Raw genomic sequence first — 18,939 nt, 5'->3', positions numbered from 1 at the left:
CCGTTCGACTGGAGTTGCACGTGGCCGGGCGCATCGAAGACTACGCACTCATCGGAGACATGCAGACCGCCGCACTGGTCTGCCGGGACGGCACGGTGGACTGGCTGTGCCTGCCCCGCTTCGACTCGCACGCCATCTTCGCCGGCCTGCTGGGCACCGAAGAGCACGGCTTCTGGCGGCTCGGCCCGGCGCACGCGGCCGACTGCCGGCCGCCGGCGGCCGCCCGGCGCAGCTACCGCGGCGACTCGCTGATCCTGGAGTCGGAGTGGGACACCCCGCGCGGCACGGTCCGGGTGACCGACTTCATGCCTCCGCGTGACGGCGCGCCGCAGCTGATCCGGATCGTGGAGGGCGTCACCGGCCGGGTGCCGATGCGCTCGGCGCTCAGGATGCGGTTCTCCTACGGCCGGGTCGTGCCCTGGGTGCACAGGAACGAGGGCCGTACGGTGGCCGTCGCCGGGCCGGACTCGGTGTGGTTCGACACGGAGGCCGAGACCTACGGAAAGTCGCTGACCACGTACTCCGACTTCACGGTCGCCCCGGGTGACCGGATCGCGTTCACCATCTCGTGGCAGCCCTCGCACAAGGAGCCGCCGCCGCTGCCGGAGCCGGAGGCCTCGCTGGAGGCGACGGAGGAGTTCTGGCGCGAGTGGGTGGAGCACTGTACGTACCACGGACCGTACCGCGAAGCGGTGATCCGCTCGCTGATCACCCTGAAGGCGCTGACGTACGCCCCCACCGGCGGCATCGTCGCGGCCCCGACCACCTCCCTGCCGGAGGACATCGGGGGCGTGCGCAACTGGGACTACCGCTACACCTGGCTCCGTGACGCCGCGATCACCCTGTCCTCCCTCCTGCGCACCGGCTACCGCGAGGAGGCCCGCGCCTGGCGCGAGTGGCTGCTGCGCGCGGTCGCGGGCGACCCGGAGAACCTGCAGATCATGTACGGCATCGCCGGCGAGCGCGAGCTGGGCGAGGCCGAGCTGGACTGGCTGCCGGGATACGAGAACTCCGCCCCGGTCCGGGTCGGCAACGGCGCCGCGCACCAGCTCCAGCTGGACGTGTACGGCGAGGTCACCGAGGCCCTGCACCTGGCGCACATGACGGGGCTCGCCCGCAGCGACTACGCCTCCCTGCTCCAGCTGAAGCTGATCCGCTACCTGGAGGACCACTGGCAGGAGCCGGACGAAGGCATCTGGGAGGTGCGCGGCCCGCGCCGGCAGTTCGTGCACTCCAAGGTGATGGCCTGGGTGGCCGTGGACCGCACGATCAAGCTGATCGAGTCCGGTGACGTGGACGGCCCGCTGGAGCGCTGGAAGGACCTGCGCGAGGACATCCACCGGGAGGTGTGCGAGAAGGGCTACGACAAGGAGCGCAACACCTTCACGCAGTACTACGGCTCCCAGGAGCTGGACGCCTCGCTGCTGCTGATCCCGCAGATGGGCTTCCTGCCGCCGGACGACAAGCGGGTCATCGGCACGATCGAGGCGATCCAGCGCGAGCTGTCCACCCCGGACGGGTTCATCCTGCGCTACCCGACGGAGGGCGAGGACGAGGGCGTCGACGGCCTGCCCGGCGACGAGGGCGCCTTCCTCGCCTGCTCGTTCTGGATGGCGGACGACCTGGCGATGATCGGCCGGGTGGACGAGGCGAGGAAGCTCTTCGAAAAACTCCTCGACCTGCGCAACGACCTCGGCCTGCTCGCCGAGGAGTGGGACCCGCGCCTGCAACGCCAGGTCGGCAACTTCCCGCAGGCCTTCAGCCACGTGCCGTTGATCGACACAGCGCTGCGGCTGACGGCGTCCGGGGCGTACGGCGGCTGAGCGGCCCGCCTAGGCTGGAAGGCGGCACCCTGCCCGAAAGGGGGCTGCCATGGCTCCCCGCTCCAAGGCGCGCACGGCCCTCGCCGCCCTCCGTGCGGATCTGGCCGGTGACGTGTTCGCCCCGGAGGACCCCGGCTACGACCAGGCTCGTACGGTCTTCAACGCGATGATCGACCGGCGCCCGGCCGTGATCGCCCAGTGCGCGGACGCCGCCGACGTCGTCCGCGCCGTGCGCTTCGCGCGCGACCTGGACCTGCACATCGCGGTGCGCGGCGCCGGGCACGGTCTCGTGGGGGCCCGGGTGGACGGCGCGCTCGTGGTGGACCTGCGCCGGATGCACGGGGTGACCGTCGACCCGGCGGCGGAGGCGGTCCGGGTCGAGGGCGGGGCCACGATGAGCGACCTGGACCGGGCCACCCAGCCGTACGGCCTCGCGACGACCGGTGCCCGGGCCTCGACCACCGGCGTCGGCGGCTTCGTCCTCGGCGGCGGCACCGGCTGGCTGGACCGTGCCTTCGGGCTCGCCGTCGACAACCTCATCGGGGTGGAGCTGGTGACCGCCGACGCCGAGCGGGTGCACGCCAACGCCGACGAGAACCCCGAGCTGTTCTGGGCGCTGCACGGCGGGGGCGGCAACTTCGGCATCGCCACCGCGCTCACCCTGGAGCTGCACGAGCTGCCGGAGTTCTCCGTCGCGCTGCTGCTGTGCCTGCCGGAGTCCGGCCCGGCCGTGGTCCGCGCCTTCCGCGAGATCATCCGAGACGGACCGGACGAGGTGGGCGGCGCCGTGCTGTACCTGACCGGTCCGCCGGCGGAGTTCAGGCTGCTGTGCGGTGTCCTGCTGACGTACGCGGGCGGTGAGACCGGCCTGCGCGGGCTCGCCGAGCCGCTGCTGGCGCTGCCGCACGAGTCGGAGATCGTCGGCACCCTGCCGTACGCCGATGTGCAGTGCACGGGGGACGCCCCGGCCGGTCTCAGGAACCACTGGTCGGCCGAGTGTCTGTCGGACCTGCCCGACGACCTGGTGGACCTCTTCTGCGCACGGGCGGACGGCCTGCCGGTGGCCAACGGCAGCCGGCACGTCCTCTTCCCGCTGGGCGGTGCGATCGCCACCGGCCCCCGCGCGTACCCGGTGCCGTACCGGGACGCGGCCTGGCTGGTGCACCCCTTCGCCTGCTGGGCGGACCCGGCCGACGACGGGCGGGCGACGGCCTGGGTGCGGGACGCGTGCGCCGAGGTACGGCCCTGGAGCACCGGGGACGTCTGCCTCAACCTCATCGGCGACGAGGGCCCCGAGCGGGTCCGGGCGGGCCTGGGCGCCGGGAACCTGCTGCGCCTGGAGAAGGTCAAACGGGCCTACGACCCCGACAACGTCTTCCGCTTCGACCACGCCATCGAACCGGTCTGACCCGGAGCTGTCCTGAGGGCCGTTCCCGCAGGTAGCGTCCGCTGCATGGACAGCCGTACGGACCACCGATTCGACACCCAGGGCGCCGGGATCACCGTTCAGCGGGCCCTCGAGCTGCCCGGCCTGCGCAGCGGACTGCCGGAGATCCTGGCGGGCGCCGACCGGCTGGGGCGGACCGTGCGCTGGGTGCACGCGGGCGAGGTGCCGAACATCGCCTCGCTGCTCAAGGGCGGCGAACTGCTCCTCACCACGGGCTACGGCCTCGGCACCCGCCCGGCCGAGCAGCGGGTGTTCGTGCGCACCCTCGCCGAGCGCGGGATCGCCGCCCTGGTGGTTGAGCTGGGCCCGCGCTTCACCCGGCTGCCCGCGGCCCTGGTGGACACCGCCCGCGCCGCCGGGCTGCCGCTGGTCCAGCTGCACCGCGAGGTGCCGTTCGTGACGGTGACCGAGGAGATTCACACCGAGATCGTCAACGGCCACTACGCCCTGCTCCAGCGCGCCGAGGAGGTGCACCGGCGCTGTACCGAGGCCCTGCTGGGCGGCGGCGGGGTGCCGCAGGTGCTGGGCATCCTGGCGGACTTCGGCGGCAACCCGGTGTTCCTGGAGACCGCCGACGGCCGCCTGCTGTACGCCGCCGGGGAAGGGCCCGAGGGCGCGGATCCGCTCCAGGTGTGGGAGGGGCTGCGCGGCCCGCACAAGGACGCGCCGCCACCCGCCGGTTCGGTGCTGGTGGACGTGCCCGGCGGCGGCTCGGGTACGGCGGGCTCGGTGCGGGCCCGTCTCGTCCTGCTGCCGGTGCGCTCACCGCTGGCGCCCGTGCACCGGATCGCCGCCGAGCGGGCCGCGGGCATCCTGGCCGTGGTGCTGATGCAGGCCCGGCAGGAGGAGGAGCTGGCGGCGCGCGGGCGCGGTGACTTCCTCACCGATCTCGCCGAGGGCCGTATCTCGGCGGAGGACGCCCCGGCGCAGGCCCGGGTGCTCGGCTTCAAGCCCGGCGACAGCCCGCTGCTGCCCATGGTGATGCGGATCGGCGACACCCTCTCCCCCGGCGGGGGCTGGGCGGTGCTGGCGCGGGCGGTGTCCGAGGAGCTGGCCGCGGTGGGGGTGCCGGTGCTGCTGGGCGTACGGCCGGTGGAGGGCCGGGTGCTGGTGCTGCTCGGACTGCGCGCGGAACCGGAGCGCGCGGCGGTCGCGGACCGGGTGGCGGCGGCGCTCAGGGCGGGCGTGGAGCGGGCCGGGATGCGCCGGCCGGGCTCGCCGTCGCCGGTCGTGGTCGTCGGCGTGGCGGGCAGCTGGGCGGCCGCGTCGGCGGGGCTGCGGCACGCGGCAGAGACGGCGACGGCGGCACAGGGGCTCACCGACCGCCCCTGGTACGACGCCCGCCGCCTCGACATCGACCTGCTGCTGTGGCGGCTGCGCGACCACCCGGACCTCGCCGCCTTCGTGGACCGCGCGATCGGCCCGCTGCGCGACCACGACCGCCGCTCCAGGCCGCCGCTGCTGCCGACCCTGGAGACCTATCTGGCGCACGCCGGCCGCAAGGCGGAGACGGCCCGTGAGCTGCATCTGAACCGGCAGACCCTCTACAACCGCCTCGCCCGCATCGGCGAGTTGCTCGGCACCGACCTCGACGACCCGCAGACGGTCCTGGCGTTGAGCCTGGCCCTGCGCGCCCGCCGCCACGTCCCCTAGGCGAGCGGCCGTGGCTGCGTCAACTCGTCGTAGACGCTGAGCACTTGGGCGACGGTCTCGTCCTCCGTCGGCCAGCTGGCGGCCTGCCGAACCCCCGACTCGCGCAGCTCCTGCCGGCGTTCCGGATCGGCGAGGAGGCGTACGACGGTGTCGGCGAGCGCCTCCGGGTCGCCGTACGGGACGAGTGCGGCCGCGTCGCCGACGAGGTCGGGGATGCCGCCGACCCGGGTCGCGACGAGCGGCACGCGCGCGTACAGCGCCTCCTGGGCGAGGACGGAGCGCGACTCCCAACTGCTCGTCAGCAGCGCCAGATCGGCGGCGGCGAGCAGCTCGGGCACGTCCTCGCGGCGGCCGATGAGCCGTACCGGCAGCTCCTCGTCCTCGATCCGCCGCGCCAGGTGCGGGCGCAGCGGCCCCTCCCCCGCGATCACGACCTGCGGGACGGGGTCCAGCTCCCGCCAGGCGCGGGCGGCGTCGAGCAGGACGTCGTAGCCGCGGTGCCGGTCGAGGGAGCCGACCGCGATGAGCAACGGGCGTCCGGTGGCACCGAGTTCGGCCCGGATCTTGGCACGCAGCCGGTCGGGGTCGTCGCGGTCGACGGGCTGCCGCTGTCCGGGCAGGCCGACGGCGGCCAGCCGGGCGTCCCGCGCCCCCGTCCGGCGGGCCCGGGCCACCAGGTCGGGGCTGGTGCCGAGGACCACGGCCGCGGTGCGCACCACGCGCCGCTCCAGCAGCCGCAGCATGTGCGCCCGCGGTCCCTCCGCCCGGGCCCGGTCGTGCCAGGTGACCACCAGCGGGGTGTGCCGGCCGCTGAGCGCGAGCACGGACCGGAAGGAGGCGTGCAGCCCGTGGGCGTGCACCAGGTCGGCGCCCGCGCAGGCCGCCCGGAGCGCGGCCACCGAGACGGGGTCGCTGCTGCGCGGCACGTGCACGTGCTCGGCGCCGACGCCGGTGAAGTCGTAGGCGCGGTCGGCCTCGACGGGGGCGCACACCGTGACCCGCACGCCCCGCGCGACGAGCCCCTCGGCCAGGGAGCGCACATGCGCGCTGCTGCCGGCGTTGCCTCCGCCCAGCACCTGCACGGTGCGCATCGGCGACTGGCCGTGCGGCGCGTTGCTGCTCAGGGGGCTCACGGGGCCGGGGCTCCTGATTCGACGTGGGCGGTCACGAGGAAACGTACCGAAGGTAGCGGGCGCAAGGGGGCGGAAGGACGTACCCCGCGCGCCTCCCGCGTGGGCCGATCCGGGCCGCCGCCCGCCGACGTTCCCCGTCAAGCATGCCAGGATGTGCGGCCGTTGCGGGCAACCCGGGCGGGCGCACAGTGCGGCGGGCCGGGGCAATGCGCCGGAGCACGTCACCCACACGGGTGAGAAAAACCCCGGTACGGCCGACCCTCGTACGACTAGTCCATCGAGGTCAGCCGGTCACAGCGAGCGCGCCCACCCGGTCACCCGGTCCCCGTACGCGGCGGCTGCCACGAGCGCGACGGCGTGCGCGAACAGCCCCGCGCGCCGGTTGCCCGCCACGACGGCCGCCCCCAGCGCGGCGCCAAGGGCGTGCGCCCCCGTGTCCCCGAGCATCCCGCGCTCCCCCAGATCGTCGGGGAGGACGGCCGCCGCACCACCCATCGCGGCGGCCGACAGCCCGGCCCCGGGCCCGGAGCGCAGCAGTCCCGGCGCCCCGAGGGCGAGCACCGCACCGACGGCCCGCCCGGGCCGTACGTCGACGAGATTGACGAAGTGCGCGGCGCCGGCGATCACCACACCGGCGAGAAGCTTGTCCGGCGCCCGCTCCTTCATCAGCGCACCGGCGACCAGCCCGGCGGCCGAGATCCCGAACAACTTCACGGCCCCGCTGGTGACTTCGCCGTCCCGCAGCGCACCGAGATGCGCCCGCCAGCCGCGCCGCTGATCGCCCGCGGCATCGTCGTACGCCCCGCACACCCCGGCGGCCAGCACGGCGAGCCCCGCCCCGGGATGCACCCGCGCGGCGGCGACGGCCGTACCCAGCGCCGAGGCGGGCCCGGCGTACAGCCCGACGGTCCGCCCGGCGTGGTTCTTCCGCTCCCACCGCGCGGGCCCCCCGGGCGGGTTGGCACGCAGCAGCGCGAAACCCGCCCGGGTGAGCGCGGCGGACAGCAGGAAGGAGCGGGACGTTCGGGTGCCGGTCATCCCGTCACCCTACGTCCCGTCAGAGATCCGCCCGGGCCGTCGCCAGCAGTTCCTCGGCGTGGGCGCGGGCCGTCTCCGAGTCCTCCTGGCCGGCCAGCATGCGGGACAGCTCGCGGATCCGCTCCTCGCCCTCCAGGACCTTCACGCCGGACCGGGTGACGGACCCGTCGTTCGTCTTCTCGACCAGCAGCTGCCGGTCGGCGAAGGCGGCGACCTGGGGCAGGTGGGTGACCACGACGACCTGCGCGGACTTGGCGAGCTTCGCCAGCCGCCGCCCGATCTCGACCGCGGCCTTGCCGCCGACACCGGCGTCGACCTCGTCGAAGAGGTACGTCGGGACCGGATCCGTGCCCGCGAAGACGACCTCCACCGCCAGCATCACGCGGGACAGCTCACCGCCGGAGGCACCCTTGGCGATGGGCCGCGGCGGGGCACCGGGGTGCGGGGCGAGGAGCAGCTCGACCTCGTCGGCGCCCGCCGGCCCGTAGGCGACCGGCCGGCCGCCGACCTCGACGCCGTCGGGGTCCTCGGTCTGCCGGATGTCGAAGGACACGCGTGCGTGGGGCATCGCCAGCGAGGCCAGCTCGGCGGTCACGGCGGCGGCGAACCGCTCGGCCGCCTCCGTCCGCGCGTCCGTCAACGCCTGTGCGAGACCGCCCAGTCCGGTGCGGAGCGCGTCCCGCTCGGCGGTCAGCTCCCCGATCCGCTCGTCGTCGCCGTCCAGCTCGGTCAGCCGCGCGGCGCTCCGCTCGGCCCAGGCCAGCACCGCGTCGATGTCCTCGCCGTACTTGCGCGTCAACGCCGTCAGCGCGGCCCGGCGCTCCTCCACCGCCGCCAGCCGCAGCGGGTCGGCGTCGAGATCGTCGGCGTACCCCGCCAGCTCGCCGGCGACGTCCCCGAGCAGGATCCCGATCTCCCCGATCCGGTCGGCCATCGCGGCCAGCGACGGGTCGTGCGCGCGCACGGCCTCCAGGGCCCGGTGCGCGCCCGCGACGAGGGTCGAGGCGTCGATCCCCTCGGGGTCCTCGGGATTGCCCGCGAGACCGGCGTGCGCGGCCGTCGCGGCGGACGACAGCGCCTCGGCGTGCCCCAGCCGCTCGGCCTCCTCGGCCAGCTCGACGTCCTCCCCGGCCCGCGGCTCGACACCGGCGATCTCGTCGAGCCCGTACCGCAGCATGTCGGCTTCCTGCGCCCGCTCACGCGCGCGCGTGGTGATCTCCTCCAGCTCGGCGGAGACGGCCCGCAGCCGCCGGTAGGCCTCGGCGTACTTCGCCAGCGGTACGGCGACAGCGTCCCCCGCGTACCGGTCCAGCGCCTGCCGCTGCCGGGACAGCTTCAGCAGCCCCTGCTGGTCGGTCTGCCCGTGCACGGCCACCAGCTCGTCGGCCAGCTCGGCGAGCAGCCCGACGGGCACGCTGCGCCCGCCCACGTGCGCCCGCGAGCGGCCCTCGGCGGAAACGGTACGGCTGATCAGCAGCGCCCCGTCGTCGAGCTCGGCGCCGGCCTCCTCGGCCCGTACGACGACCGGGGCGCCCGTGGGGACGGTGATCCGCCCCTCCACGACCGCCTTCCCGGCCCCGATCCGCACGAGCGCCGGATCCGCCCGCCCGCCGAGCAGCAGCCCCAGGCTGGTGACCACCATGGTCTTGCCCGCACCCGTCTCACCGGTGACGGCGGTGAACCCGGGCGACAGCTCGACGACCGCGTCGTCGATGACCCCGAGCGACCGTATCCGCATCTCCTCCAACACGGAACAGACCATACGAGGTCCGGGGCGGGGAGTGCACACAGGCCGCTCTTTCTAGTGAGGCGCTCCCCGCCACCCGGTGGTCGGCAACGCGAACTTCGCGACCAGCCGATCCGTGAACGAGGAGTGATGCAGGCGGGCCAGCCGCACCGGCACGGCCCCCCGCCGCACCTCCACCCGCGCCCCCGGCGGCAACTCGACCGTGCGCCGCCCGTCGCACCACAGCACGCCCGGCGGAATGTGCGGCAGAACCTCCACGGCGAGCACCGAATCCGGCGAGGTCACCAGCGGCTTGGCGAACAGCGCGTGCGCGCTGATCGGCACCATCAGCAGCGCCTCCACCTCGGGCCACACCACGGGCCCGCCGGCGGAGAACGCGTACGCGGTGGACCCGGTCGGGGTCGACAGCACCACCCCGTCGCACCCGAACCCCGTCACCGGCCGCCCGTCGATCTCCAGCACGACCTCGAGCAGCTTCTCAGCGCCGGCCTTCTGCACGGCGGCCTCGTTCAGCGCCCAGTCGGTGTGCACGATGTCGCCGTTGCGGTGCACCACGACGTCGACGGTCATCCGCTCCTCGACCTCGTACGACCGCGCCACCACCCGGTCGACCACCCGATCGAGGTCGTCGCGCTCGGCCTCCGCGAGGAATCCCACCCGTCCGAGGTTGACGCCGAGCATCGGCACCCCGGACGCCCGGGCGAACTCGGCGCCCCGCAGCAGCGTGCCGTCACCGCCGAGGACGATCAGCAGCTCGCACCCGTCGAGGCAGTCCGGCGTCGCCTCCTTGACCAGCCCGACCTCCTCGGGCAACGGCAGGTCGCGCGCCTCCTCCTCCAGCACCCGCACCCCGATGCCATGCCGGAGCAGCCCCTTGACGACGAGTTCCGCACTGCGGATCGCCGCGGGCCGCCCGGTGTGGGCGAGCAGGAAAACAGTACGCGCCAGGTTCTGTGTCAACGCGGCCCCTCCGCCACTGCACGGTCGACGTCGGCCGGGTCCAGGCGGGGAGCCCCGGACCGCAGCCAGAGAAAGTACTCGACATTGCCCGAGGGCCCGGGCAGCGGACTCGCGGTGACACCACGCACCCCGAGCCCCAGTTCCCAGGCCTTCTCGGCCACTCCCAGCACGGCTTCCGCCCGCAGCTGCGGACTCCGTACGACACCCCCGCTGCCGAGCCGTTCCTTCCCCACTTCGAACTGCGGCTTGACCATCATCACAAGGTCGGCGTCCGGCTTCACACACCGCTTGAGGGCCGGCAGCACCAGCCCGAGCGGGATGAAGGACAGATCGCCCACGACAAGATCCACAGGTTCCCCATCGATCGCCTCGAGCGTCAACTCCCTTACGTTCGTACGGTCCTTGACGGTGACGCGTTCATCGTTCTGCAGAGACCAGGCGAGCTGTCCGTATCCGACGTCCACGGCGACGACATGGGCGGCGCCCGCGCGCAGCAGGACGTCGGTGAAGCCGCCGGTGGACGCGCCGGCGTCCAGCGCCCGCCGGCCCTCCACCACGAGCCCCTGCGGGACGAACGCCTCGAGCGCGCCGGCGAGCTTGTGCCCGCCTCGGGAGACGTAGTCGGGGTCGCTGTCGTCGGTCTGGACGACGATCGCCGCGGCCGTCTCCACCTGCGTGGCCGGCTTGGTCGCCACGGTCTTGCCGACGGTGACCCGCCCGGCGGCGATCAGCTGGCCGGCGTGCTCGCGCGAGCGCGCGAGCTTCCGGCGGACCAGCTCCGCGTCCAGACGGCGGCGTGCGACTCCTGCCACGTTCGGTTCAGCTCCTGCTCTTGTTACGGCCGTTCAAAAGGTGTGACCCGAAGGGTCTCATTGAGGGGCGGCGGTCGGGTGACGGGTGGGAACCGGAGGTCCCGGGCGGGCGTCGAGCGCGGTGAGCGCGTCGCGCAGCCCCCGATGTACATCCTCGTACACCTCGACGTGTCCGTCGGTGGCGAGGTGGTCGGTGTCGGCGAGCCGGTCGAGCTGGGCGTCGACCTCGACGTTGCCGGTGGGGGTGCGCGGGACGTTCAGGGGGGCGGGCGCGGCCGGGTCGTACGCCTCCGCCGCTTCCCGCGCCTCCGCTGGGATCTCCGTCTCCGGAACCGAGTCGCTCATGCCCCGACGCTACCGCGAACCGCTGGGGTACCGTCGGGGGCGATGGCCACGATCGAGGAGTGCCGCGCCGCACTGGGAAAGCTTTCGGACAACATGCAGGGCGCCGAGGGCGACGTCCGGGCGGCCGCCGTCCTGGACCGCTCGGTGAGCTGCCACATCACCGACCTGGACGTCACCTTCGTCGGCCGGATGACCGGCGGCCGGATCGAGGTGGACGACACCCACCCCGGGCCGCCTCGGGAGAAGGCGCAGATCAGGCTCGCCATGGCCGGGGACGACCTGGTGGACCTGGTGGACGGCGAGCTGAACTTCGCGACCGCCTGGGGCAGGGGCCGGGTGCGGCTGGAGGCAAGCCTGCTGGACCTGTTCCGGCTCAGGAAGCTGCTGTGACCCTGGCCTTGCGGGCTGCCGGTACGACCAGCGGGGTGCCCGTCTCCGGGTCGTCGATGATCTGGCAGCGCAGCCCGAAGACCTCCTCGACCAGCTCTGCCGTGACGATGTCGTTCGGAGCGCCCTCGGCGATGACCTCACCGCCGCGCAGGGCGATCAGGTGGGTGGCGTAGCGGGCCGCGTGGTTGAGGTCGTGCAGTACGGCCACCAGCGTCCGCCCCTGCTCCTCGTGCAGTTCGGCGCACAGGTCGAGGACGTCGATCTGGTGCTGGATGTCGAGGTAGGTGGTCGGCTCGTCCAGGAGCAGCAGCGGGGTCTGCTGGGCCAGCGCCATGGCGATCCACACCCGCTGGCGCTGCCCGCCGGACAGCTCGTCGACGTACCGGTCGGCCAGCCCGTCGACCCCGGTCTGCCGCATGGACTCCTGTACGACCCGCTCGTCCTGCGCCGACCACTGGCGCAGCAGACCCTGGTGCGGGTAGCGGCCGCGGCCGACGAGGTCGGCGACGGTGATGCCGTCGGGCGCGACGGACGACTGCGGCAGCAGGCCGAGGGTGCGGGCGACCTTCTTCGCGGGCATCGACTGGATGACCTGGCCGTCGAGCAGCACCCGGCCCTCGCTGGGCCTGAGCATCCGCGACAGCGCCCGCAGCAGCGTCGACTTGCCGCACGCGTTCGGGCCGACGATCACCGTGAAGGAGTTGTCGGGGATCTCCACCGACAGCTGCTCGGCGATGACGCGCTGGTCGTAGGCGAGGGTGACGTTCTCGGCGGACAGGCGGTTCACAGTGCTCCTCGTCGTGTGGGTGTCGGTGCCGCTCATATCCGGCCCGCCCTGCGCTCGGTGACCAGCAGCCACAGCAGATAGCCGCCGCCGAGGACGCCCGTGACCACGCCGACGGGCAGTTGGTCGGCGCCGAACAGGCGCTGCGAGGCCCAGTCGGCGCCGACCAGCAGGGCGGCGCCCATGCACAGGGAGGGCACGAGGTTCGGGCCCGGCGAGCGGGTCAGGCGCCGGGCGAGCTGCGGCGCGGTGAGCGCGACGAAGCTGACGGGGCCGGCGGCGGCCGTGGCGGCGGCCGTGAGCAGCACGCTGGAGACCATCAGCACCAGCCGGACGCGCTGCACGCGCACCCCGAGGGCGTTCGCGACGTCGTCGCCCATCTCCATCATCCTCAGGCCGCGCGCGTGGGCGAGGACGACCGGGACGAGGACGGCACACAGCGCGAGCAGCGGCCAGACCTGGTCCCAGTCACGGCCGCCCAGCGAACCGGTCATCCACACGACCGCGCGGGCCGCGTCGACCAGGTCGGCCTTGGTGAGCAGATAGCCGTTGACCGCGGTCGCGATCGCGGAGACACCGATACCGACCAGGACCAGCCGGTATCCGTGCACACCCTGCTTCCAGGCGAGCAGATAGATGGCGAGTCCGGTCACCAGGCCGCCGGTCAGGGCGCCGAAAGTGACCTGCGCGGAGGTGCCGGACATCAGCACGATGACGACCAGCGCGCCGGCCGTCGAACCCTGCGACAGACCGAGGACGTCCGGACTGCCCAGCGGATTACGGGAGACGGACTGGAACAGGGCGCCGCCGAGGCCGAGCGAGGCACCGACCAGCAGACCGACCAGGACCCGCGGCAGCCGCAGCTCGTTGACGATGAAGTCCTGGTAGGCGGTGCCGTTCCCGGCGAGGGTCCGCAGCACGTCGGCCGCCGGGATCCTCGCGTCGCCGGTGCCGATCAGCGCGACGCCCGCGGCACAGGCGGCGACGAGCAGCAGGACGACGACGATCAGGGCACGTGGATCCAGGCGGAGGGAGAGCCCACCGGGAGTACGCACGGCACGGATCGTGGACCTGCTCGTGGACCGGCTCCTGGAGTGGGTCTTCACAGCTGGGCCGTCCTCCGCCGTCGTACGAGAAAGATGAAGACCGGGCCGCCGACGATCGCGGTGACGATGCCGACCTGGAGTTCCGACGGCCGGGCCACGACCCGGCCGATGACGTCGGCGCCGAGCAGCAGCACGGGCGACAGGACCGTGGCGTACGGCAGGATCCAGCGCAGGTCGGGGCCGGTGAAGGAGCGCACGACGTGCGGCACCATCAGGCCGACGAAGACGATGGGACCGCAGGCGGCGGTCGCGGCACCGCACAGCACGGTGGCGGCCAGCATGGCCAGGGCGCGGGTGCGGCCCAGGTTGGCGCCGAGGGCACGGGCGGTGTCGTCGCCCATCGCCACGGCGTTCAGCGGCCGGGCCAGCGCGAGAGCGAGCAGCGTGCCGGCCGCGAGGAACGGCAGCACCTGCAGGATGGTCGAGTCGGTGGCCGAGGCCAGCGAACCCACCGTCCAGAAGCGCATCTTGCCCAGCGCCGCGTCGTCCATGATCATCACGGCCTGGAGATATCCGTACAGGGCCGCGCTGATGGCCGTACCGGCGAGCGCGAGCCGCACCGGGGTGGCGCCGCGGCTGCCGCCGAGGAACCACACCAGCGCGCCGACCGCCGCCGCACCGAGGAAGGCGAACCACACATAGCCGGTGAGGCTGGTGACGCCGAAATAGGTGATGGCGGTGACGACGGCGGCCGAGGCGCCGGCGTTGATGCCGAGCAGCCCCGGGTCGGCCAGCGGATTACGGGTGAGCGCCTGGAGCACGGCCCCGGACAGCCCGAACGCGGCACCGGCCAGCAGACCGAGAACCGTGCGCGAGATCCGCTCGTCCACGACGACATCGCCGTACGTCCCCGTGTCATGGAACAGCCCGTGCCAGACCTGGTCCGGCGTCAGCGCTTTCGCCCCGATCGCGATGCTCGCCAGGGCGACGAGCACGAGTATCGCGACGGAGAGCACGAGCCCAAGGGCCCGTACCGCCCGGCGGGTTGGGGGCGCGGGAGCGGTCTGCGCGCACTGTTCCGGAGGACTGTCGACCAACACGAGGTTAGGTTAGCCTACCCTCGCCTCGATCTCGATCCCCGCGAACCGTCGGCCCCCGGAACGCTCGTCACAGTCCGAGGCGCGCCAGTGCCTTCCCCCCGTCCAGCGTGCAAGTGCCCTCCCCGGCCGCCGTCCAGGCCGCCGCGCACAGCGCGCGCAGTCCGTCCAGCGGCTCGCCGTCGCCCTCCAGGTCCAGGCGCTCCGTGCCGGGCGTCGCCCTGAAGCCGCCGCAGCGGAAACCGTCACCCTCCTCGACGACCTCCGGCTGCCCGGTGAGCAGGCCGCGCAGATCGGCGTCCACGTACGTCGGCCGGTGCTGGGGCGGCGCGGCCAGGAGCTGGGCGCCGTCGGTGACGCCGGTCAGGACGAGCAGCGAGTCGACCCCGCCGTGGAACGCCCCCTCGATGTCCGTGTCCAGCCGGTCCCCGACCACCAGCGGCCGCTTCGCACCGGTGCGGATAATCGTCTCCTTGTGCATCGGCGGCAGCGGCTTGCCCGCCACCTGCGGCTCCTTGCCCGTCGCGATCCGCACGACCTCCACGGCCGCCCCGTTGCCCGGCGCGATGCCCCGCCCGCTCGGAATCGTCAGATCCGTGTTGGACGCGAACCACGGCACCCCGCGCGCCACCGCGTACGACGCCTCCGCGAACCGTCCCCAGGTCAGGTCGGGACCGCCGTACCCCTGCGCGACCGCCGCCGGATCGTCGTCCGCCGACTCCACGGGCGTGAGCCCCCGCTCGCGCAGCGCCACCCGCAGCCCCTCGCCGCCGATCACCAGCACCCGCGCCCCCGCCGGCACCTGCTCGCTGATCAGCCGCGCGACCGCCTGCGCGGAGGTGATGACGTCATCAGCGCCCGTCGGTATACCCAGCTCCGTCAGATGCTCCGCCACCGTGTCCGGAGGCCGCAGCGCGTTGTTCGTGACGTACGCCAGATGCATCCCGCCCGCACGCGCCACCGCCAGCGAGTCGACCGCGTGCGCGATCGCGTTCCCGCCCGCGTACACCACCCCGTCCAGATCGAGCAGCGCCGTGTCGTACGCCTCGCTCAGGGGCTGCCCACTGCCCTCGGGCGTCGTCCTGACCGCCTGGCTCATTCCACATCGCTCCTCGTTCGACCGTCTTTCCCCCGATCATCCCGCACGCCACTGACACACGTACGATGCCGGGATGAACACTGCAGGTCACTCGGAAGCAACGGCGCGCCGAGGCCTGGAACTCACCCCGTTCCGAGGCCTTCGCTACGACCCCGACCGGGTCGGCAGCCTCGCCTCCGTCACCTCCCCGCCGTACGACGTCGTCGTACGGCCCGACGGGGTGCACCACCTCCAGTCCGCCGACCCGCACAACATCGTCCGGCTGATCCTGCCCGAGGCCAGCACCCCGAGCGCCCGCACCGAGCAGGCGGCCGACACCCTGCGCCGCTGGCTCGCCGAGGGCATCCTCACCGCGGACCCCGAGCCCGGCCTGTACGTCTACGAGCAGCGGGACGGCGGCGGCATGCTCCAGCGCGGCGTCATCGGCGCGCTGCGGATCTCGGAGCCGGCGGACGGCGTGGTGCTGCCGCACGAGGACGTCATGCCGCCCGTGGTCGCCGACCGCGCGGCCCTGATGCGCGCCACGCGCGCGAACCTCGAACCACTGCTGCTGACCTACCGCGGCAACGGCACCACCGCCGAGGTCGTCGAGCGCACGGCGGAGAAGCCCCCGCTGCTCTCCACGACCACCGAGGACGGCTTCCACCACCGCCTGTGGGCGGTCACCGACCCGGCCGACCTGACCCGCATCCAGACCGACCTCGCCCAGCACCAGGCCCTGATCGCCGACGGCCACCACCGCTGGGCCACCTACCGGCTGCTCCGTGCGGAACAACCCTCCCCCAGCCCCTGGGACTACGGCCTGGTCCTCCTCGTCGACACCGCCCGCTACCCGCTGCGCGTCCGCGCCATCCACCGCCTGCTGCGCCGCCTGCCGGTCGCGGACGCGCTGGCCGCGGTGGAGGGCCTGTTCCGGGTACGACGCCTGGACGTACCCCTGGCCGAGGCCCTGGAGGTGCTCGCGGACGCGACCTGCACGGGCAACGCCTTCCTGCTGGCCGGCGACGGCGCCTTCCACCTCCTCGACCACCCGGACCCGGACCTGTTGGCCCGCACGATCCCGGGCGACCGCCCGGCCGCCTGGCGCTCCCTGGACGCCACGGTCCTGCACGCCACGCTCCTCGACCACGTCTGGCACATCCCCGAGGACTCGCCCGCCCACATCGCCTACATCCACGACACCACCGCGACGGTCGCCAAGGCGGAACGCGACGGCGGTACGGCCGTCCTGATGCACCCCGTCCGCGAGGAGGTCGTACGCGACCTGGCCCGCCTGGGCGTGACCATGCCCCGCAAGTCGACGTCGTTCGGCCCCAAGCCGGCGTCGGGGCTGGTGCTGCGGGCACTGGAGATCTGAGCCGACGGCATACGAGAAGAGGGCAGGCTCCGTGGGGAGCCTGCCCTCTTCTCAGTGACGGACCTCAGTCCTTGTCGTCGTCCTTGGTCTCGTCCTCGGTGTCGTCCTTGCCGCCGTCCTCCTCGGAGGCCTGCACGGACTCGCGGTCGCCGGCGCTGTCGCCCTCGGTCCCGCCCTCGGTCCCGCTCTCGCTCTCGCTCTCGTCGAGGGCGTCGACGAACTCCACGCCGTCCAGCTCGGCGAGCCGGTCCGAGGCGTCCGTGCTGCCGTCCCGGTCGGCCTCGACGGCCTTGGCGAACCAGTCCCGCGCCTCGCCTTCCCGGCCGGCGGCCAGCAGGGCGTCGGCGTACGCGTAGCGCAGGCGCGCGGTCCACGGCTGGACCGAGCTGGAGGCCAGCTCGGGGCTCTGCAGGGTCACGATGGCCGCGTCCAGCTGACCCATGTCACGCCGGGCACCGGCCGCGACCAGCCGCATCTCGACCTGACCGGCCTTGTCCAGCTTGTGCACCTCCGGGGCACCGGCCATGTCCAGCGCCTTCTCCGGCCGCCCGAGCCCACGCTCGCAGTCGGCCATCACCGGCCACAGGTCCACGGTGCCGGTCATCCGGCGCGCGGCCCGGAACTCGGCGAGGGCCTCGCTGTACTTCTGGTTGGCGTACGCGGCGAAGCCCGCGGCCTCGCGTACGGCAGCCACGCGGGACGCCAGGCGCAGGGCCACCTTGGAGTAGCCGTACGCGCCCTCGGGGTCCTCGTCGATGAGCCGCGCGACCATCACCAGGTTCTTGGCGACGTCGTCCGCGAGCGTCTTGGGCAGGCTCTGCAGCTCCTGCCGGACGTCCTTGTCGATCTCGTCGCCGGTGACGTCCTCGGGGATCGGCAGCCGCTTGATCGGCTCGCGGTCGCGGTCACGGTCACGCTCGTCACGGAAGCGGCCACCGCCACGGCGGTCGTCGCGCCGGTCCTCACCGCGCCGGTCGTCCCGCCGGAAGCCACCGGGCCGCCCACCGCGGTCGTCGCGCCGGGGCCCACGGGCACCGCGCTCGTCCCGGCCCCGGAACCCGCCGCGCTCACCACGGCTGTCCTCGCGCCGACCGTATCCACCACGGTCCTCACCGCGCCGGTCGTCCCGCCGGTCGTCCCGCCGGTCATCGCGGCGCCCGTAGCCACCACGGTCGTCCTCGCGACGGTAGGCCGGGCGGTCGTCGTCGCGGCGGAAGGCGGGGCGGTCGCCGCCACGGTCGTCACGCCGGTCGTCACGCCGGAAGCCCCGGTCGTCGCGGCGGTCGTCGCGACGCGGCCCACGGTCACGGTCGTCCCGCTGGAACGCCGGACGCGAACCCCGGTCACCCTCACGACGGTCATCCCTACGACCGCCAAAACCACCACGGTCACCACGGTCGCCGCGGTGGTCACCGCGCTCGCCGTAACCACCACGACGATCGTCGCGCCGGTCGTCACGGCGCCCGTAGCCACCACGGTCGTCCTCGCGACGGAAGCCACCGCGATCGCCGTAGCCACCGCCACGGCTGTCGTCGCGCCGGCCGTAGCCACCGCGGTCACCGCCACGACGGTCATCGTCGCGGCGGAAGGCGGGGCGGTCGCCGCCACGGTCGTCACGCCGGTCGTCACGCCGGAAACCGCGGTCGTCACGGCGGTCGTCGCGACGCGGCCCACGGTCACGGTCGTCCCGCTGGAACGCCGGACGCGAACCCCGGTCACCCTCACGACGGTCATCCCTACGACCGCCAAAACCACCACGGTCACCACGGTCACCGCGCTCGCCGTAACCACCACGACGGTCATCGCGCCGGTCGTCACGGCGACCGTAGCCACCGCCACGGCTGTCGTCGCGCCGGCCGTAGCCACCGCGGTCACCGCGGTCACCGCCACGACGGTCGTCGTCACGGCGGAAGGCCGGACGGTCGCCACGGTCGCCGCGGTAGCCGCCGCGGTCACCCCGGTCACCACTGTCCCGTCGCCGCTGGTCGCGCTCCGGTCGCTCGTCGGGAGAGTTGGTGGACATGGTGACTCCTGTCTTCGGTACCGCAAGCATTGTAAAAACAAAAGGACCCCTGGTCCCAGCTGAACGCTGGGACCAGGGGTCCTCCAAAGATTGTTCGGCGGCGTCCTACTCTCCCACAGGGTCCCCCCTGCAGTACCATCGGCGCTGTGAGGCTTAGCTTCCGGGTTCGGAATGTAACCGGGCGT

Annotated in this window: 16 protein-coding genes and 1 rRNA gene; 5 read left to right on the top strand and 12 right to left on the bottom strand. The window is 73.6% G+C overall.

Features of this window, described 5'->3' with window-relative positions; translation table 11 throughout:
* The first annotated feature begins 20 nt into the window (after nt 1-20).
* From ACH47Z_RS09625 to ACH47Z_RS09615, 3 genes are read left to right on the top strand one after another with little or no spacing between them, the layout of a single operon-like run.
* Nucleotides 21-1,823 (top strand): glycoside hydrolase family 15 protein, encoded by a 1,803-nt coding sequence (locus ACH47Z_RS09625; protein ID WP_399073030.1) that lies wholly within the window; start codon nt 21-23, stop codon nt 1,821-1,823.
* Nucleotides 1,824-1,872: 49 nt separating this feature from the next.
* Entirely contained in the window at nt 1,873-3,231 is a 1,359-nt protein-coding gene (locus ACH47Z_RS09620) for an FAD-binding oxidoreductase (RefSeq protein ID WP_399072383.1), read from the top strand.
* A 45-nt stretch (nt 3,232-3,276) separates the two neighbouring features.
* Nucleotides 3,277-4,923, top strand: a complete 1,647-nt coding sequence (locus tag ACH47Z_RS09615) for a PucR family transcriptional regulator (protein ID WP_399072381.1) — start codon at nt 3,277-3,279, stop codon at nt 4,921-4,923.
* Here the strand turns inward: ACH47Z_RS09615 and ACH47Z_RS09610 are convergent.
* From ACH47Z_RS09610 to ACH47Z_RS09585, 6 genes are all read right to left on the bottom strand, one after another.
* Nucleotides 4,920-6,056, bottom strand: coding sequence for a glycosyltransferase family 4 protein (locus ACH47Z_RS09610; protein WP_399072379.1), 1,137 nt, complete (start codon nt 6,054-6,056; stop codon nt 4,920-4,922). The two genes, ACH47Z_RS09615 and ACH47Z_RS09610, sit on opposite strands and share 4 nt — an antisense overlap.
* Nucleotides 6,057-6,347: 291 nt before the next feature.
* On the bottom strand, nt 6,348-7,094 hold the full coding sequence (locus ACH47Z_RS09605; RefSeq protein ID WP_399072377.1) for a hypothetical protein: 747 nt from the start codon (nt 7,092-7,094) through the stop codon (nt 6,348-6,350).
* Nucleotides 7,095-7,113: 19 nt separating this feature from the next.
* Nucleotides 7,114-8,856 (bottom strand): DNA repair protein RecN, encoded by a 1,743-nt coding sequence (recN, locus tag ACH47Z_RS09600; protein ID WP_399072375.1) that lies wholly within the window; start codon nt 8,854-8,856, stop codon nt 7,114-7,116.
* Between the two features lie 39 nt (nt 8,857-8,895).
* A complete protein-coding gene (locus ACH47Z_RS09595; RefSeq protein ID WP_399072373.1) occupies nt 8,896-9,801 on the bottom strand; it encodes an NAD kinase in 906 nt (301 codons plus the stop codon).
* The gene (locus tag ACH47Z_RS09590; protein WP_399072371.1) at nt 9,798-10,613 is read right to left on the bottom strand and encodes a TlyA family RNA methyltransferase; all 816 of its coding nucleotides are present in this window, start codon (nt 10,611-10,613) and stop codon (nt 9,798-9,800) included. Before ACH47Z_RS09590 ends, ACH47Z_RS09595 begins: the two co-directional genes overlap by 4 nt.
* Before the next feature lie 57 nt (nt 10,614-10,670).
* Nucleotides 10,671-10,958 carry a hypothetical protein gene (locus ACH47Z_RS09585; RefSeq protein WP_399072369.1) on the bottom strand — a complete coding sequence of 96 codons (288 nt, stop codon included), beginning with the start codon at nt 10,956-10,958 and terminating at the stop codon, nt 10,671-10,673.
* 42 nt (nt 10,959-11,000) lie between these two features.
* Between ACH47Z_RS09585 and ACH47Z_RS09580 the strand changes: the two genes are divergently transcribed.
* Nucleotides 11,001-11,348, top strand: coding sequence for a sterol-binding protein (locus ACH47Z_RS09580; protein WP_399072367.1), 348 nt, complete (start codon nt 11,001-11,003; stop codon nt 11,346-11,348).
* Here the strand turns inward: ACH47Z_RS09580 and ACH47Z_RS09575 are convergent.
* The 4 genes from ACH47Z_RS09575 to ACH47Z_RS09560 all read right to left on the bottom strand — a co-directional run bounded on the left by ACH47Z_RS09575 (nt 11,332) and on the right by ACH47Z_RS09560 (nt 15,374).
* Entirely contained in the window at nt 11,332-12,171 is an 840-nt protein-coding gene (locus ACH47Z_RS09575) for an ABC transporter ATP-binding protein (RefSeq protein WP_399072365.1), read from the bottom strand. The two genes, ACH47Z_RS09580 and ACH47Z_RS09575, sit on opposite strands and share 17 nt — an antisense overlap.
* A complete protein-coding gene (locus ACH47Z_RS09570; protein ID WP_399072363.1) occupies nt 12,168-13,238 on the bottom strand; it encodes a FecCD family ABC transporter permease in 1,071 nt (356 codons plus the stop codon). Before ACH47Z_RS09570 ends, ACH47Z_RS09575 begins: the two co-directional genes overlap by 4 nt.
* Nucleotides 13,235-14,278 carry a FecCD family ABC transporter permease gene (locus ACH47Z_RS09565; protein ID WP_399072361.1) on the bottom strand — a complete coding sequence of 348 codons (1,044 nt, stop codon included), beginning with the start codon at nt 14,276-14,278 and terminating at the stop codon, nt 13,235-13,237. The genes ACH47Z_RS09570 and ACH47Z_RS09565 overlap by 4 nt, the downstream gene beginning before the upstream one ends.
* 67 nt (nt 14,279-14,345) lie before the next feature.
* Entirely contained in the window at nt 14,346-15,374 is a 1,029-nt protein-coding gene (locus ACH47Z_RS09560) for an HAD hydrolase-like protein (RefSeq protein ID WP_399072359.1), read from the bottom strand.
* Nucleotides 15,375-15,447: 73 nt separating this feature from the next.
* Between ACH47Z_RS09560 and ACH47Z_RS09555 the strand changes: the two genes are divergently transcribed.
* Nucleotides 15,448-16,731 carry a DUF1015 domain-containing protein gene (locus tag ACH47Z_RS09555; RefSeq protein ID WP_399072357.1) on the top strand — a complete coding sequence of 428 codons (1,284 nt, stop codon included), beginning with the start codon at nt 15,448-15,450 and terminating at the stop codon, nt 16,729-16,731.
* A 64-nt stretch (nt 16,732-16,795) separates the two neighbouring features.
* Here the strand turns inward: ACH47Z_RS09555 and ACH47Z_RS09550 are convergent, their stop codons facing one another.
* Nucleotides 16,796-17,611: a hypothetical protein gene (locus tag ACH47Z_RS09550; protein WP_399073029.1), complete on the bottom strand. Its 816-nt coding sequence runs from the start codon at nt 17,609-17,611 to the stop codon at nt 16,796-16,798.
* A gap of 1,235 nt (nt 17,612-18,846) precedes the next feature.
* Nucleotides 18,847-18,939 (bottom strand): 5S ribosomal RNA (gene rrf, locus ACH47Z_RS09545); the annotation flags it as partial.

This window comes from Streptomyces sp. NPDC020192 (assembly GCF_044388685.1).
Lineage (GTDB): Bacteria > Actinomycetota > Actinomycetes > Streptomycetales > Streptomycetaceae > Streptomyces.
The sequence above is the reverse complement of the archived record's forward strand: the minus strand, read 5'-3'. Positions and strand labels throughout refer to the sequence as shown.

Bases quoted from the DNA above. Each gene is read 5' to 3' on its own strand.
- ACH47Z_RS09555 (WP_399072357.1), top strand. From the start codon at position 15,448: ATGAACACTGCAGGTCACTCGGAAGCAACGGCGCGCCGAGGCCTGGAA.
- ACH47Z_RS09585 (WP_399072369.1), bottom strand. From the start codon at position 10,958: ATGAGCGACTCGGTTCCGGAGACGGAGATCCCAGCGGAGGCGCGGGAA.
- recN (WP_399072375.1), bottom strand. From the start codon at position 8,856: ATGGTCTGTTCCGTGTTGGAGGAGATGCGGATACGGTCGCTCGGGGTC.
- ACH47Z_RS09575 (WP_399072365.1), bottom strand. From the start codon at position 12,171: ATGAGCGGCACCGACACCCACACGACGAGGAGCACTGTGAACCGCCTG.
- ACH47Z_RS09580 (WP_399072367.1), top strand. From the start codon at position 11,001: ATGGCCACGATCGAGGAGTGCCGCGCCGCACTGGGAAAGCTTTCGGAC.
- ACH47Z_RS09560 (WP_399072359.1), bottom strand. From the start codon at position 15,374: ATGAGCCAGGCGGTCAGGACGACGCCCGAGGGCAGTGGGCAGCCCCTG.
- ACH47Z_RS09620 (WP_399072383.1), top strand. From the start codon at position 1,873: ATGGCTCCCCGCTCCAAGGCGCGCACGGCCCTCGCCGCCCTCCGTGCG.
- ACH47Z_RS09615 (WP_399072381.1), top strand. From the start codon at position 3,277: ATGGACAGCCGTACGGACCACCGATTCGACACCCAGGGCGCCGGGATC.
- ACH47Z_RS09605 (WP_399072377.1), bottom strand. From the start codon at position 7,094: ATGACCGGCACCCGAACGTCCCGCTCCTTCCTGCTGTCCGCCGCGCTC.